Annotated in this window: 2 tRNA genes; both read right to left on the bottom strand. The window is 58.1% G+C overall.

Features of this window, described 5'->3' with window-relative positions:
• A tRNA-Met gene (locus OGX67_RS00345) sits at window positions 1-74 on the bottom strand.
• A gap of 48 nt (window positions 75-122) precedes the next feature.
• Window positions 123-199: transfer RNA gene (locus tag OGX67_RS00340), tRNA-Met, on the bottom strand.
• Window positions 200-227: the final 28 nt, after the last annotated feature.

The raw sequence follows: 227 nt of genomic DNA, 5'->3' as shown, positions 1-227 counted from the left end.
TTGCGGGGGCCGGATTTGAACCGACGACCTTCGGGTTATGAGCCCGACGAGCTACCAGGCTGCTCCACCCCGCGTCCGTCATTACTCTTCCATCGAGTAACGTTACTGCTTCTGATTTTAATTGGTTGCGGGGGCCAGATTTGAACTGACGACCTTCGGGTTATGAGCCCGACGAGCTACCAGGCTGCTCCACCCCGCGTCCGTGGATGCGCACTATACTCTGCTCG

This window comes from Citrobacter sp. Cf118 (assembly GCF_030334095.1).
In the GTDB taxonomy this organism is placed as follows: Bacteria; Pseudomonadota; Gammaproteobacteria; order Enterobacterales; family Enterobacteriaceae; genus Citrobacter; species Citrobacter freundii.
This window is presented reverse-complemented; position numbering and strand designations above follow the sequence as displayed.